Below are 13,880 nucleotides of genomic sequence, written 5' to 3'. Positions count from 1 at the left end.
CAATTGATTACGCAGCAAGCAGGGCAGCAGGCCGAGCAAAAAGCATTACACTATTTACTGGGACAAGGTCTGAAGTTGGTCACCAGAAATTACAGTTGCCGCATGGGTGAAATTGATCTCATTATGAAGGATGGCGCTCATTTGGTATTTATTGAGGTTCGCTCTCGCTCAAATATGAATTTTGGTGATGGTGCGATGAGTATTACTTATGCAAAAAGACAAAAAATAATAAAAACAACTTCGTTTTATATGATAAAGCATAATATACAAGAGAAATTTCCTATCCGTTTTGACGTGATTGCGATTAATGGAAAATCCGGAGCAATGAGCTGGATAAAAGATGCGTTTAATGTTGATTATTAATTATGAAAGTAACCATTCACCAGGATTTTGTATCTTCTCCTGGCACGTCGTCCTGAGGCGTCTTTTTGCCGAAGGATCTCCTGAATGTGGCACAATCCAGGATCTTGCCACATTCAGGTCCTTCGGCAAAAAGACGCCTCAGGACGACGTACCAAGAGGACGTGCCAAGAGGAGATACAAAATCCTGGTGAATGGTCACTTATGAAATAAAAAAGGTTAAAAAATGGTTCAAATGGAAGAAAGGGTAAGGCACCTTTTTGGTGTTAATATTGAAACAAAAATTGCAGTTGCGGATGCCTTGTCTGATGCTATTGCACGGGCTGGTCAGCGATTGGTAAACTGTTTGCTTAATGAAGGTAGAATTCTGATTTGCGGTAACGGCGGCTCAAGCGCTAATTGCATGCATTTCGCAAGCTCCATGCTGAATCATTTTGAAGTGGAAAGGCCTCCCCTTCCTGTGTTTAACTTAAGTGCTGATCCGACGTGTCTGGGTTCTTTTGCTAATGAACACCATTATGCCCAGGTGTTTGCACGCCAGATTCAGGCACTGGGGAGAGAACAGGACGTCTTGTTGCTTTTAACTACTTCAGGTAATTCAGACAGCATGTTGTATGCCTTGCACGCAGCGAATGAACAAGGTATGGACACTATCGCGCTTAGCGGGCGTGATGGAGGAGTTCTGGCTAACCATTTAGGGCCAGAAGATATAGAATTGCGAGTGGCTTCCGACAGTGCGGCCAGAATAAGAGAATTACACTTGTTCATATTACACTGTTTTTGTGATTTAATTGATCAGTCGTTGTTTGGTCAGGTTTTAGGGTAATAAAAATGAAAATAAATTCCAGAATTAAAGCCATTGCCGTGTTATTGGCAAGCACTATATTAACGGGCTGTGTGGTCGCGGTTGTTGCGGGAGCTGCAGCTGGTCTTGTTTACGATCGCCGCAGCGTTACCACTTTAGAGGCAGATGCCCGTCTCTTTCATGTCATCCATAAAGGAATCGTGTCTAATCCCCAGTTCAGGGACTCACGGATACTGGTCACCAGTTTTAACCGTGTTGTATTACTTGTAGGGCAAACACCGACTGCATCCCTTCGTGTTGTTGCCGAGCGAATTGCTCAAAGCGCCCCTGGAGTTAAACGAGTTTATGATGAAATCAGTGTGGATAACCCTCTGCCCCTGACCCAGCGTAGTAAAGACAGTTGGATCACAGGCCAGGTAAGAAGCAATATGCTGACCAGAAAAGGTCTGGAATCTGGTTCCATTCGAATAGTCACTGAAAATGGGGTGGTGTATCTTATGGGTATAGTGACTCAGGAACAGGCCTCTCTCTCAGTTGATGTTGCCCGTCGGATTAACGGGGTGAGAAAAGTCGTTAAAATATTCCAATACATTCGTTAATATGCTGAAACAAGGACGTCTTATTGCAACATATATCAGCTGTTGCCTTTCTAAAATGAAATGGCAACAGGCTCTGCTTGTTGTTTTACTCGCTTATGGCTTGTCGGCCTGTGTGGGTAGTCTCTGGACTGGGGCTTCTTTGGTTTATGATCGGCACGATGTCTATAAAAAATTAAATGACTATCACTTATTAGTGCAGGTTAATGATGTTCTGGCAGTAAACCGAACGTTTAATCAGTCAAGTTGCGTCCTGGATATTGCCGTATTTAATGGCGACATTTTGATAGCCGGGCATGTTCCTGATGACACTCTGTTTGATGAATTACGAAATCGACTTGCCAAATTGCGGGGTTATCGCCGCCTGTTTAATGAGGTCAAAGTGAAGGCTGTGCCATCAAATAATATGCAGGATACCTGGATAACGACTCAAATAAGAAGCCGGATTTTTGCTGATGCCTCTATAGACCCTAATGCATTCAAAGTAATTACTTCCGATCGAATCGTTTATTTAATGGGTGATGTAAAACCAGACGAAGCAGAAAAAGTAGTTACTATGGCAAGATATACGAAAGGTGTGGATAAAGTAGTCAAAGTAATGAAATATTTTACCTACCAAAACTGATAAAATCCTTTTAGAATATGGCCTGATAAGAATCAGGCCATTAGCCGCACGTCCAATCCAGGAAGTGGCTAACCTGGGAGGATTAACATATACTTTATCAATGGATTCGTCCTTTATCCAGTCGTTTACGCATTTTTCTTAATTTAAATTCACGTAATAGTCCAGTCGACCCGTTTAAAACAGATTCTTCGTCTTTTCCATTACTTTGATTACATGGGTGTGATCTACAATGTTTCCGGTATGAAAGGTGATTCTTGTTGTGTTTATGGTCTAATCCATCGCTGTAACGATTGATCATTTTTTCGCGCATGCTAGCTGCGGTAAGTTGTATTCTCTCAGACATATTTCATTTCCTTTGCGAGGTTTAACTAAAGCTACTTAAGCATCTAAATAAAATGTTAAGCCCTACATCTTATATTATAGCCTGTTAAAATGAATCTCGCCGTTGATTATTCAAAATGTTTGATTTATACTTCGCGCGGTGAAAGTTAGGTGAATATGTGAACAAACAGCTGAATAAGCGCGGAATCATGCGATTGTGGCTGGTACAGACAGGCATTACAATGTCTCTTGCTGTGCTTTGCGCGGTTGCATTTAATATAAATGCGGGGATTTCAGCATTACTTGGTGGTGCGGTATGTATTATTCCAAATGCATATTTTGCCAGCAAGCTATTTAAATATCAGGGTGCGCGCGCCGCAAAGCAGATAGTAAACAGCTTTTATAAAGGCGAGGCACTGAAAATAATTTTGTCCATATTCCTGTTCACAGCGGTATTTTTATTATACAGGATTACACCGCTTGCGTTCTTTTTATCGTATATTTTGGTACTCATGACGCATTGGTTTGCCCCATGGATAATTGTTAATAAACAGAATAGGCCCGAAAGTGACTGAAATGGTATCTAGCACAAACTATATCAAGCATCATCTAACGTACCTCACCTACAATGTGAGCGATATGACTCTGGGTTCATCCGGTGGTTTCTGGACCCTTAATCTCGATACGTTATTCTTTTCCATAGTATCAGGAATATTCGTTGCCTCCTTAATGTATTTTGGAGCTCGGAGAGTAACAACTGGTGTGCCTGGAAAATTACAGAATTTTGCCGAACTCATGCTTGAGTTTGCCGATAATCAGGTAAAAGATTGCTTCCATGGCAAAAATAATCTGATAGGTCCTCTGGCGTTGACTATATTCCTATGGGTATTCGTAATGAACTTCATGGATATTGTACCGGTCGATATTCTGCCTATGCTGGCTCAGGCTGGTGGTGTTCATTACCTCAAAGTAGTACCTACCAATGACCTGAACATGACTTTTGGCTTGTCCTTGTCAGTGTTTTTACTCATTATTTTTTATAGTATCAAAATAAAAGGGGCTAAAGGGTTTGTAAAAGAACTCACTTTGCAACCTTTTAATCACCCAGCGTTTATTCCATTTAACCTGTTGCTGGAATTGGTAGGCCTGATAGCCAAACCTATTTCCCTTGCGTTACGGTTGTTTGGAAACTTATATGCTGGCGAATTAATCTTTATTTTGATAGCGTTACTCACCTTAAATGCGGCAACTTCTTCACTGTTAAGTACGGCGACTTTAGGCATAGCACAGTTTTTACTGTCACTTGCCTGGTCAATTTTCCATATTTTGGTGATTACACTGCAAGCATTTATTTTCATGGTCCTGACTATTGTGTATTTAAGTCTGGCACACGAAGAACACTAACCGATTTATTTTTCATCATCCATTTTAAAGGGGATAAATATGCAAGCTGCTGAGTTAATAGCACAAGTTCAAAGTATGACCGTTATTGCGGTTGCGTTGTTAATAGGTCTAGGTGCATTAGGTACCGCGATAGGCTTCGGTTTGCTTGGCGGCAAATTCCTTGAAGGCTCTGCTCGTCAACCTGAAATGGTTCCTATGTTGCAAGTAAAAATGTTTATCGTTGCTGGTCTTTTAGACGCTGTAACCATGATTGGTGTTGGTATCGCATTATTCTTTACCTTTGCTAACCCTTTCCTTAGCAGCCTGGGTTCTTGATAACACTTAAACGGGGCGCGCCAATGCGCCCTAATTGTTACAGGAGATATTACTTTGGATATTAATTTAACATTAGTAGTACAAATGCTGGTTTTCGCAGCTTTTGTTCTGTTTACTATGAAATTAGTCTGGCCTCCACTAGCTAAAGCTTTGGAAGAGCGTCAGGAAAAAATTGCGGATGGTTTGTCTGCTGCTGAGCGTGGCCGCAGAGAACTGGAGCTGGCTCAACATCGTGTTAAAGATGATTTAAAACAAGCAAAGGCTCAGTCTGCTGATATTATTGATAAAGCGAACAAACGTGCCTCTCAAATTATTGAAGAAGCGAAAGAAGCAGCGAAACGTGAAGCTCAAATTCAGGCAAAACTTGCTCATGAGCAGTTAGCGCAGCAAGTGAACCATGCCAAAGAAGAACTTCGCAAGCAAGTCGCTACATTGGCTATATCTGGCGCAGAAAAAATTCTTATGCGTGAAGTGGATGCCAAAGCGAACAGCGCACTGTTAGATAACCTGATAGAAGAGATTTAAAATGTCTGATAGCACCACTATAGCCAGACCTTACGCTAAAGCAATTTTCGAGCATGCACTTGCCGAAAAGAATCTGGCGCAATGGTCTGAACATCTGTCACTGCTCGCACAAGTCGTATTAAATCCTCAGGCATCACAATTTATCGGAAACCCGTCCTCAACTGAAGAGCAACAAATTGAGTTGCTGCAATCTGCATGTGGTGGGAAAGATAATAAGTCATTAAACAATTTAATTACTTTATTAGCTTCTAATAAACGACTGATGTTACTGCCTGAAATTAAAGCACTTTATGAAGTGCACCGAGCAGAGCAGGAAAAGACGCTTGATGTAGATGTAATCAGCTTTTCTACAGTATCAGCGGCACAACAACAGCAATTAATTGATTCTTTAAGTAAACGATTACAACGTAAAGTGTCATTAAATATAAGTATTGATCCCTCCTTGCTTGGTGGTGCAGTGATTCGAGCAGGCGATTTAGTTATCGATGGTTCAGTTCGGGGCAAGCTTAATAAACTTAGCACCGGCTTGGCCGCTTAATTTAGAGGATAGTTTTCATGTCAGAACAAGTAGCGTTAAATCCTTCTGAAATCAGCGAATTAATCAGAAAAAAAATTGATCAGTTCAGCGTGGTATCTGAAGCGCGTAATGAAGGTACAATTGTAAGTTTGAAAGACGGTATCGTTCGTTTACATGGCCTGGCCGATGCAATGGCTGGCGAGATGATTGAATTTCCTGGCGGAGTTTACGGTTTAGCACTTAACCTGGAAAGAGATTCTGTTGGTGCGGTAATCCTTGGTGATTCTTCTACTCTGGCTGAAGGTCAAAAAGGTAAATGTACTGGACGTATTCTTGAAGTACCTGTTGGTAAAAATCTATTAGGTCGTGTTGTTGATGCATTGGGTAACCCTATTGATGGTAAAGGCCCTATTGATGCTGATGGCATGTCACCAATTGAAAAAGTGGCTCCTGGTGTTATTTCTCGTAAATCAGTAGATCAACCTGTGCAGACCGGTTTGAAAGCAGTTGATGCGATGATCCCCGTAGGACGTGGCCAGCGTGAATTAATCATTGGCGACCGTCAGACAGGTAAAACAGCTATTGCTATTGATGCGATTATCAACCAGAAAGGTACTGGAGTTAAATGCGTTTACGTAGCGATTGGACAAAAAGCTTCTTCAGTTGCTTCTATCGTCCGCAAGCTGGAAGAGCACGGCGCACTTGAGCACACTATTGTTGTAGTGGCTGGTGCTTCTGACTCTGCTGCATTACAGTTCATTGCCCCCTACTCTGGTTGCACCATGGGTGAATACTTCATGGAACGCGGTGAAGATGCGCTGATTGTTTATGATGATTTAACCAAACAAGCATGGGCTTATCGTCAAATTTCATTGTTGTTACGCAGACCGCCAGGTCGTGAAGCTTATCCTGGGGATATTTTCTATTTGCACTCACGTCTTCTGGAAAGGGCTGCTCGAATCAATGCGGAAGAAGTTGAGCGTTTAACTAATGGTGAAGTAAAAGGTAAAACAGGTTCATTAACTGCTTTGCCAATTATTGAAACACAAGCCGGTGACGTATCTGCATTCGTACCAACGAACGTAATTTCTATTACTGACGGACAGATTTTCCTTGATGTTGACTTATTCAACTCAGGCGTAAGACCAGCAATTAACTCTGGTTTATCTGTATCGCGGGTAGGTGGTGCGGCGCAAACCAAAATCATGAAAAAACTTGGTGGTGGTACTCGTCTGGCTTTAGCGCAGTTTCGTGAGTTGGAAGCCTTCTCCCAATTCGCTTCTGATCTTGATGACGCAACCCGTAAGCAGTTAGAGCGTGGTCAACGTATTACCGAACTCATGAAGCAGAAACAATATTCACCTTTCTCTGTTGCAGAAATGGGTATTAGTCTGTTTGTTGTTGAAAAAGGTTATTTAGATGACATTCCTGTGAACGAAGTCAGTGCATTTGAAGCGTCTCTTCATGACTACATGCGCAGCTCTCATGCAGCGTTATTACATGCAATAAATGAAGCCGGTGCTTACGATAACGATATCGAAGCAAAATTGAAAAAAGCTGTAGAAGAATTCAAACGTACGGCTAGTTGGTAAGTTATTGTTTCCTGGAAGTAATTCCAGTGAGATAAGGTCATCCCAATTCATGGGATGACCTGAAAACTCAATTTAAAGGCGAAGTAAGATATGGCTGGAGCAAAAGAAATCCGTACGAAAATTTCGAGTATTAATAAAACTCGAAAGATTACCCGTGCGATGGAAATGGTGGCAGCAAGTAAAATGCGTAAAACGCAAGACAGAATGCGTGCATCTAAACCGTATGCCAATAAAATTTATGATGTAGTAAAGCATATTGCTCGCGCGAATTCAGAATACAGACATCCGTTCATCAGTGAACGTGAAGTGAAGCGCATTGGAGTAATTGTTGTTACTTCTGACCGAGGACTCTGTGGCGGTTTAAATTCGAATTTGCTTCGTGAAACCATTCGCAGTATCCGTTCCTGGAAAGAACAGGGCAAAGAAGTTGATGTAGCTGTAATCGGCCGAAAAGGTCTGGCGTTCTTTAAACGTGTCGGTGGAACTATTCTGGGTTCTATCGAACATTTAGGAGATACACCTGGTATCAACGATTTTATTGGTATCGTTAAAGTAATGATTGATTCATATTACAACGGCAGCATTGATGCCTTGCATATTGTATACAATGAATTCGTTAACACCATGACGCAAAAGCCGACGGTAAAACAATTACTTCCCCTGCCAAAATCGGAAGATGACAGCAGTACCATGGGTCATCATTGGGATTATATTTACGAACCTGATGCTAAAGATTTACTTGATGATCTTCTGGAGCGCTACATTGAGTTGCAGGTATATCAAGGGGTTGTTGAGAACATTGCCTGCGAGCAAGCTGCAAAAATGATTGCGATGAAAAACGCAACAGACAACGCAGGTGAATTAATTAAAGAATTTCAATTGGCTTATAACAAAGCACGACAAGCTGCAATTACTCAGGAATTAGCAGAGATTGTCGGTGGCGCAGCCGCTTTATAAGAGGGTATATAATGAGCTTAGGAACTGTAGTAGAAGTAATTGGTCCAGTAGTGGACGTTGAGTTTCCCCGTGATGGTGTGCCAAAGGTTAATGATGCATTGACTCTGGTTGATGGGGATTTGGTATTTGAAGTCCAGCAGCAGTTAGGTGATGGCGTTGTCCGTACTATTGCGATGGGTACAACAGACGGCCTGAAGCGCGGATTAAAAGCGAATAACACCGGCAAACCGATTCAGGTTCCAGTAGGTACTAAAACTCTGGGCCGTATTATGGATGTTTTGGGTCGTCCTGTAGATGATGCTGGCCCAATTGGTGCTGAAGAGCACTGGTCTATTCACCGTAAAGCACCAAGCTATGAAGAACAGGCTGGTGGCCAGGAACTTCTTGAGACAGGTATTAAAGTTATTGACTTGCTTTGCCCCTTTGCCAAAGGTGGTAAAGTCGGTCTGTTCGGTGGTGCCGGTGTGGGTAAAACCGTAAACATGATGGAATTGATTCGTAATATTGCGATTGAGCATAGTGGTTACTCAGTATTTGCCGGAGTGGGTGAGCGTACTCGTGAAGGTAACGACTTCTATCATGAAATGAAAGATTCTAACGTACTGGATAAAGTATCTCTGGTTTACGGTCAGATGAATGAGCCACCAGGAAACCGTTTACGTGTTGCTTTGACTGGCTTGACCATGGCTGAAAAATTCCGTGATGAAGGTCGTGACGTACTGTTGTTTATCGATAACATCTACCGTTATACACTGGCAGGGGTTGAAGTATCAGCGTTATTAGGCCGTATGCCTTCAGCGGTGGGTTACCAGCCTACTCTTGCTGAAGAAATGGGGATGCTGCAAGAGCGTATTACGTCAACCAAGACTGGTTCTATTACTTCTATCCAGGCAGTTTACGTACCAGCGGATGACTTGACGGATCCATCACCTGCAACTACCTTCGCTCACTTGGATGCGACCGTTGTATTGTCACGTCAAATTGCCGAGTTGGGTATTTATCCTGCGGTTGATCCTCTGGATTCTACTTCTCGCCAATTAGACCCATTAGTTGTGGGCCAAGAGCATTACGATACTGCCCGTCGTGTACAGCAAACCTTACAACGATACAAAGAATTGAAAGACATTATCGCGATTCTGGGTATGGATGAGTTATCTGAAGAAGACAAACGTGTTGTAACACGTGCACGTAAGATTCAACGTTTCTTATCTCAACCTTTCTTTGTTGCTGAAGTCTTTACTGGCTCTCCAGGAAAATACGTATCCCTTAAAGATACAATTAAAGGCTTCCAGGGCATCCTTGCTGGCGAATATGATGATTTACCTGAACAGGCATTTTACATGGTCGGAAGCATCGAGGAAGCTGTTGCTAAAGCGAAAACCTTATGAGGCAAGCAGACATGGCTATAACAACGCACCTGGATATTGTTAGTGCGGAACATGAAATATTCTCCGGTTTGGTTGAGATGGTTGTTGCTACCGGAGAGTTAGGTGAAGTGGGTATAACACCTGGTCATGCTCCTTTGTTAACATTATTAAAGCCTGGTGAAATCAGAGTCACATTGCCAGGTGGCAATTTGGAAATCTATTACGTTCAGGGCGGTATGCTAGAGGTTCAGCCTCATTGCGTGACCATACTTGCAGACGTAGTAGAACGAGCAGATCATCTGGACGAAGCTGCTGCTTTGGCTGCTAAAGCTCAGGCTGAGGCCGCAATGGCGAACAAAGGTGGCGACATAGATTATTCTGTTGCTGCCGTTGAATTAGCTCGTGCTGTCGCTCAAATCCGCGCCATTCAAAAAACAAGAAAAAGCATTAAATAACATAAGTAATCCTGATACCTTTGTAGCCCGGCCTGCTTGCAGCCGGGAACAAAGCATGCTTATTAACCCGGCTACAATCCGTTGACTCTTCTACACATCGTACGTCGTCCTGAGCGCGCCAAAAGACGCGCTCAGGACGACGTGAATTGGCTAATGGCAAAGATGTGATCAAGAGTCAGTGTCGTAGCCCGTATTAGCGGAGCGTAATACGGGACATTGCCACTTCGATCCTGTATTACGCTCCGCTAATACAGGCTACAAACTGTGTTACCATGCACAGATCAACAAATTGTGGCGGATTTACAAGAAGTTATACAACTTATTCTATGTTCATGCACAAAGTTATCCACAAGGAAAATTAATGTAAAATAAATTGGCATAAAATTTTTTGTTATATTTCAATAAGTTAAAAAAATAATTGCCGTCAGGAAAAAATAAGTAAAAAGTTATTCACAATCTGATGATGCATCTCTTTCTAACATTATGAATATTTTGTTAAAATTGCTTTGCAGTATTTACCTTTATTGCACTACGATGATTAAATAGTGATAAAACCACAATGAATAAACCAACCATGAATGAAGCAACTGAGCGAAAGCCACTTACCGAATTTACTGAGAAAGCTTATCTTGACTACTCTATGTATGTCATTTTGGATCGGGCCTTACCTAATATTGCAGATGGCCTGAAGCCAGTTCAACGCCGCATTGTTTATGCTATGTCAGAGTTGGGCTTAAAGGCTACAGCGAAATATAAAAAGTCAGCGCGAACGGTAGGGGATGTATTAGGTAAGTTTCATCCTCATGGTGACAGTGCATGTTACGAAGCTATGGTTCTAATGGCACAACCCTTCTCCTATCGCTATCCATTTATTGATGGACAGGGAAACTGGGGTTCCCCGGATGATCCCAAGTCCTTTGCTGCCATGCGTTATACTGAATCGAGATTATCTCCTTATGCTGAAGTGCTTTTAGGGGAATTATTACAGGGAACAGTCGATTGGGTTGATAACTTTGACGGCACCTTACAGGAACCGGCCTTACTCCCTGCCCGTTTACCTAATATTTTATTAAACGGTGCTACAGGTATTGCGGTCGGTATGGCCTCTGATATCTTGCCCCACAATTTAACCGAAGTTGCTAATGCTTGTATCCATTTACTGGACAATCCCTCTGCAGATCTGGCGGCACTGCGCGAACATGTTAAAGGTCCAGACTTTCCAACTTCTGCAGAAATAATTACACCTCAGGAAGCAATTACCTCAATGTATGAAACCGGTAATGGCTCTGTCAAAATGCGGGCCATTTACAATCAGGAAAAGCAAAACATCGTCATAACAGCTCTGCCCTATCAGGTTTCTGGTGCGAAGGTTATTGAGCAAATCGCATTACAAATGCAACAGAAAAAATTACCCATGGTCGAAGATTTACGCGATGAGTCTGACCATGAGCATCCAACCCGTCTGGTCATTATTCCGCGCTCTAACCGCGTTGATGTGGAATCATTGATGTCCCATTTATTCGCAACAACAGATTTGGAGCGTAGTTACAGGGTTAACTTTAATATGATAGGCCTTGATGGCAAACCACGAGTCAAAGGATTGGTTCAAATTCTGACCGAATGGCTTGTCTACCGGGTTGCAACCGTCAGAAGGCGTCTGGAATACAGATTAGCAAAAGTATTAGAACGCATCCATGTTTTGGAAGGCTTGTTAATTGCATACCTTAATATTGATGAAGTAATTGCTATTATCAGAGAGCATGAAAATCCCAAACAAGGATTAATTGCCCGTTTTGATTTAAGTGAACGGCAGGCCGAAGCAATTCTTGAAATGAAATTGCGCCATTTGGCAAAGCTTGAAGAAATTAAAATACGTGGTGAGTTGGACGAGTTAAGTGATGAGCGCGACTCCATTCAGAAAACACTTGCCAGTGAAACCCGTTTAAGAGCTTTAGTGAAACAAGAAATTATTAAAGACAGGGATGAGTTTGGTGATGTGCGCCGATCTCCAATTATAAGCCGCCAGGAAGCACAGGCTTTAAAAGAAGAAGACATATTACCTAACGAACCGATCACTGTGGTTTTATCTAAAAACGGTTGGGTCAGAGCAGCTAAGGGCCATGATGTAGTGGGTACTGAATTAAGTTATAAGGCTGGTGATGAATTTAAGGCACAAGCCTTAGGGCGCTCTAACCAGCAAATCATTTTTATTGATAGTGAAGGAAAGGTCTACTCTTTACCTGGACATGCCCTGCCTTCTGCTCGAGGCCAGGGTGAACCACTGACTGGCAAGCTAAATCCGGCAGAAGGTATGCACTTTGAAGCAATGGTTGGAGGGGAGCCGGAACAGAAAGTATTATTGGCCAGTGATGCGGGTTATGGCTTTGTCGCCAAGGTGGGTGATTTGTATGTCAAAAACCGTAACGGAAAAGCCTGTATCAAATTGTCACCAAATAGCCGCATCCTTCCGCCGCGGCTGATGTCTGTCAGTGAGGGAGTTTTTGTCGCCTGTGCTACCAGTGTGGGTCGATTGCTCGTTTTTCCTATTAGCGAATTGCCAGAGCTATCTCGTGGCAAAGGTAATAAATTAATCAGTATTCCCTCGGCCAAAGCAGCATCAAGAGAAGAATACATCATTGATTTACAAGTTTTAACCGACGCAGACTCCCTAACGGTCCATGCAGGAAAACGCCACTTTACCCTTAAAGGTGCAGATTTGGATCATTACAAAGGCGAAAGAGGACGCAGAGGAAACCGTTTACCAAGAGGCTTGCAAAACGTAACCCATTTACAGGTAACAGCAGCGGCAGAATCTAACCCAGGTTAAACAAGCAGGGGCTGTAGCCCGGTCTGCTCGCAATTGATCTTTGCCATGCCCCGATCTACGTCGTCCTGCGTCTTTTTGCGCGAAGGATCTCCAAATACTGGCACCATGCCGCTTTTAGGAGATCCTTCGCGCCAAAAGACGCGCTCAGGACGACGTAGATCGGAGTGTAGTAAGAGACAGCACGTGTAGCCCGTATTAGGCGCCAGCCGTAATACGGGATCGAAGTGGTAATGAATTCATTCCATATACAGCCTTGTAGCCCGGTCTGCTTGCAGCCGGGATCGTGCCCATTCGATCCCGGCTGCAAGCAGACCGGGCTACAAATACCGTTATTGAGATGTTTCCCGTGAAACAATCATTACTGCCCAAATAAATTGGCGATATCTTGCTTCTGTTCTTCACTTAACGACGTAATAGGCAAGGTAGCTAAACCAGCCGCCTTATATAAATTATTCACCACTGGATCCCCTATTGCCTGCAGATGCAAAGCAAGTGTTGCTATATCCCCTCTCATTAATGGGCCTGTAAGTGCATCCCTAAGATCTTGAGCCTGTTGCATATTATCAAGATTACCCTGCATCAGATGACACATCATTGACCGCGCCTGTTGCTGGCTTATTCCCGCTTGCTCTAACAAGGCCTCGCTGCATGAAGCTAAGGTAATTAAATAATTTGAAGCAATGACAGCCGCCGCATGATAAATAACTTTTGCCTCCGGCTTAATGCGAATCACATTAGCGCCTAATTGTTTCAATGCAAAATCCAGCCAATCACAGACAGCAGCATCACCCTCCATCACACAATCAACCTGCAGGAGCGCATCTGCTGATAAATAACCTGTTTTAAATGCTTTCAAGGGATGGCAGCTGGCTACAAGGCAGCCCTGCTTTTTCAGAGGGGCGAGTATGGCTGAATTTAAAACACCACTACAGTGAATTATAAAACTGCCTGGCTTAATTTGCGCATGTTCCATCAGATTTGCAACCACAGAAGCAATAGAATCATCATTACAGGTAATCCAGGTAATATCTGCAGGAGGTAATTCTGATAGCGAAGAAATCACCTTGCCTGTATTTATTTTGCTGCATAATTGCTGCGCTGATTCTGGCGAACGATTGTATATACCCTGCAATGATGCCAGTTTGGCCGTCGAAAAAGCCAGAGCAATATTATTGCCTAATCGCCCTGAGCCTATAATGTTGTAATTCATCTTT

Annotated in this window: 16 protein-coding genes; 14 read left to right on the top strand and 2 right to left on the bottom strand. The window is 42.9% G+C overall.

The window, feature by feature from the left end; all coding sequences use genetic code 11:
* Positions 1-6: 6 nt before the first annotated feature.
* From B094_RS0105015 to B094_RS0104995, 4 genes are all read left to right on the top strand, one after another.
* A complete protein-coding gene (locus B094_RS0105015) occupies positions 7-363 on the top strand; it encodes a YraN family protein (RefSeq protein ID WP_026253892.1) in 357 nt (118 codons plus the stop codon).
* Between the two features lie 223 nt (positions 364-586).
* Positions 587-1,186 (top strand): D-sedoheptulose-7-phosphate isomerase, encoded by a 600-nt coding sequence (locus B094_RS0105005; protein ID WP_018576705.1) that lies wholly within the window; start codon positions 587-589, stop codon positions 1,184-1,186.
* A 5-nt stretch (positions 1,187-1,191) separates the two neighbouring features.
* Positions 1,192-1,764, top strand: a complete 573-nt coding sequence (locus B094_RS0105000) for a BON domain-containing protein (protein ID WP_018576704.1) — start codon at positions 1,192-1,194, stop codon at positions 1,762-1,764.
* A 55-nt stretch (positions 1,765-1,819) separates the two neighbouring features.
* Positions 1,820-2,386 carry a BON domain-containing protein gene (locus tag B094_RS0104995; RefSeq protein WP_040524038.1) on the top strand — a complete coding sequence of 189 codons (567 nt, stop codon included), beginning with the start codon at positions 1,820-1,822 and terminating at the stop codon, positions 2,384-2,386.
* A gap of 97 nt (positions 2,387-2,483) precedes the next feature.
* Here B094_RS0104995 and B094_RS0104990 read toward each other — a convergent pair whose 3' ends face one another.
* Positions 2,484-2,729 (bottom strand): hypothetical protein, encoded by a 246-nt coding sequence (locus tag B094_RS0104990; RefSeq protein ID WP_018576702.1) that lies wholly within the window; start codon positions 2,727-2,729, stop codon positions 2,484-2,486.
* Positions 2,730-2,886: 157 nt separating this feature from the next.
* On the opposite strand from B094_RS0104990, the gene B094_RS0104985 reads away from it, so the two are divergent.
* From B094_RS0104985 to parC, 10 genes are all read left to right on the top strand, one after another.
* Positions 2,887-3,282, top strand: a complete 396-nt coding sequence (locus B094_RS0104985; protein ID WP_018576701.1) for a F0F1 ATP synthase subunit I — start codon at positions 2,887-2,889, stop codon at positions 3,280-3,282.
* Position 3,283: 1 nt separating this feature from the next.
* Entirely contained in the window at positions 3,284-4,111 is an 828-nt protein-coding gene (gene atpB, locus B094_RS0104980; RefSeq protein WP_026253890.1) for a F0F1 ATP synthase subunit A, read from the top strand.
* A 39-nt stretch (positions 4,112-4,150) separates the two neighbouring features.
* Positions 4,151-4,426, top strand: coding sequence for a F0F1 ATP synthase subunit C (gene atpE / locus B094_RS0104975; protein ID WP_010948671.1), 276 nt, complete (start codon positions 4,151-4,153; stop codon positions 4,424-4,426).
* 54 nt (positions 4,427-4,480) lie between these two features.
* Positions 4,481-4,951, top strand: a complete 471-nt coding sequence (locus B094_RS0104970; RefSeq protein ID WP_018576699.1) for a F0F1 ATP synthase subunit B — start codon at positions 4,481-4,483, stop codon at positions 4,949-4,951.
* Position 4,952: 1 nt separating this feature from the next.
* Positions 4,953-5,489, top strand: a complete 537-nt coding sequence (locus B094_RS0104965; protein WP_018576698.1) for a F0F1 ATP synthase subunit delta — start codon at positions 4,953-4,955, stop codon at positions 5,487-5,489.
* Between the two features lie 17 nt (positions 5,490-5,506).
* A complete protein-coding gene (gene atpA, locus B094_RS0104960) occupies positions 5,507-7,060 on the top strand; it encodes a F0F1 ATP synthase subunit alpha (protein ID WP_018576697.1) in 1,554 nt (517 codons plus the stop codon).
* Between the two features lie 90 nt (positions 7,061-7,150).
* The gene (gene atpG, locus B094_RS0104955) at positions 7,151-8,017 is read left to right on the top strand and encodes a F0F1 ATP synthase subunit gamma (RefSeq protein ID WP_018576696.1); all 867 of its coding nucleotides are present in this window, start codon (positions 7,151-7,153) and stop codon (positions 8,015-8,017) included.
* 11 nt (positions 8,018-8,028) lie between these two features.
* Positions 8,029-9,405, top strand: coding sequence for a F0F1 ATP synthase subunit beta (gene atpD / locus B094_RS0104950; RefSeq protein WP_018576695.1), 1,377 nt, complete (start codon positions 8,029-8,031; stop codon positions 9,403-9,405).
* 11 nt (positions 9,406-9,416) lie between these two features.
* Complete coding sequence (locus tag B094_RS0104945; RefSeq protein WP_026253889.1) at positions 9,417-9,839, top strand: F0F1 ATP synthase subunit epsilon; 423 nt, start codon at positions 9,417-9,419, stop codon at positions 9,837-9,839.
* A 559-nt stretch (positions 9,840-10,398) separates the two neighbouring features.
* Positions 10,399-12,666: a DNA topoisomerase IV subunit A gene (gene parC, locus B094_RS0104940; RefSeq protein WP_026253888.1), complete on the top strand. Its 2,268-nt coding sequence runs from the start codon at positions 10,399-10,401 to the stop codon at positions 12,664-12,666.
* Positions 12,667-13,024: 358 nt separating this feature from the next.
* On the opposite strand, the gene B094_RS0104930 is transcribed toward parC, so the two are convergent.
* On the bottom strand, positions 13,025-13,876 hold the full coding sequence (locus tag B094_RS0104930) for a Rossmann-like and DUF2520 domain-containing protein (RefSeq protein WP_026253887.1): 852 nt from the start codon (positions 13,874-13,876) through the stop codon (positions 13,025-13,027).
* Positions 13,877-13,880 lie beyond the last annotated feature (4 nt).

It is taken from the genome of Legionella shakespearei DSM 23087 (assembly GCF_000373765.1).
In the GTDB taxonomy this organism is placed as follows: domain Bacteria; phylum Pseudomonadota; class Gammaproteobacteria; order Legionellales; family Legionellaceae; genus Legionella; species Legionella shakespearei.
The sequence above is the reverse complement of the archived record's forward strand: the minus strand, read 5'-3'. Positions and strand labels throughout refer to the sequence as shown.